The sequence below is a fragment of the Streptomyces alkaliphilus genome (genome assembly GCF_014141535.1).
In the GTDB taxonomy this organism is placed as follows: Bacteria; Actinomycetota; Actinomycetes; order Streptomycetales; family Streptomycetaceae; genus Streptomyces; species Streptomyces alkaliphilus.
The window spans coordinates 1-796 of sequence record NZ_VKHT01001524.1 but is presented as its reverse complement, the minus strand read 5'-3'; the positions used below and the strand labels follow the sequence as shown (position 1 = coordinate 796).

Genomic DNA, 796 nt, shown 5'->3' with positions numbered 1-796 from the left:
CCTCGGGGGCTCCGCCGCGGCCGGGGCGTCCGGAGCCCCGCCCCCCGCGCCGGACGGGGGCGCCCCCTCCGCGTCACGCCAGGTCGGCACGGACCACCACCAGTTCCTCCGTCCGTTGACCGGGGCGGATCAGCCCCGCACCCTCCAGCCAGGCCGCCCGCCGGCGCATCACCGGTCCGAAGGGCAGCACCATGCCCGCCACCACCTCGGCCCGCATGCCCTGACGGCGCAGCAGACGCACCGTGCGGGCGGGCCCGCACACCTTGGAGTGCACCATCAACAGGGACCCCGAACGCCGCAGCAGCGACGGGGCCAGGGTGCAGACCCGATCCACCAGCGCCCTGCCGTCCGGACCGCCCTCCCACGCCCTGCGCGCCCCCCGGAGCGGCAGAACGACATCGGGGCCGGGCACGTAGGGAGGGTTGGCCAGCACCACGTCGAAACGCCTCCCGTCCCGCCCCGCCAGCGCCATCTCGCCACGCCTGACCCGTACCGGCAGGCCGCTCAACCAGGCGTTGCAGCGGGCCGTGAGCACCGCCCGACCGGAGGCGTCGAACGCCCGGGCCTCCCGCGCGCCCAGGCGCAGGGCCTCCATCGCCAGGACCCCCGTACCGGTGCACAGGTCCACCACCCGGGCCCCGGCCGCCAGACCGGAATCCGCCAACGCCTCGCGCAGCAACCAGGTGTCCTGTTGCGGCGCGTACACCCCCGGAGCTCTCAAAAGCGGCATGGGGGACGAGTCACCGATCACGGGCGTCCCAAACCCCCGGGAGCCCCGGGGCGGGCAGGACGGGAG

Annotated in this window: 1 protein-coding gene; it reads right to left on the bottom strand. The window is 76.1% G+C overall.

What is annotated here, in order from left to right:
- Positions 1-73: 73 nt before the first annotated feature.
- Positions 74-730 carry a methyltransferase gene (locus tag FNQ90_RS25455; protein ID WP_182608465.1) on the bottom strand — a complete coding sequence of 219 codons (657 nt, stop codon included), beginning with the start codon at positions 728-730 and terminating at the stop codon, positions 74-76.
- Positions 731-796 lie beyond the last annotated feature (66 nt).

Bases quoted from the DNA above. Each gene is read 5' to 3' on its own strand.
- FNQ90_RS25455 (WP_182608465.1), bottom strand. From the start codon at position 730: ATGCCGCTTTTGAGAGCTCCGGGGGTGTACGCGCCGCAACAGGACACC.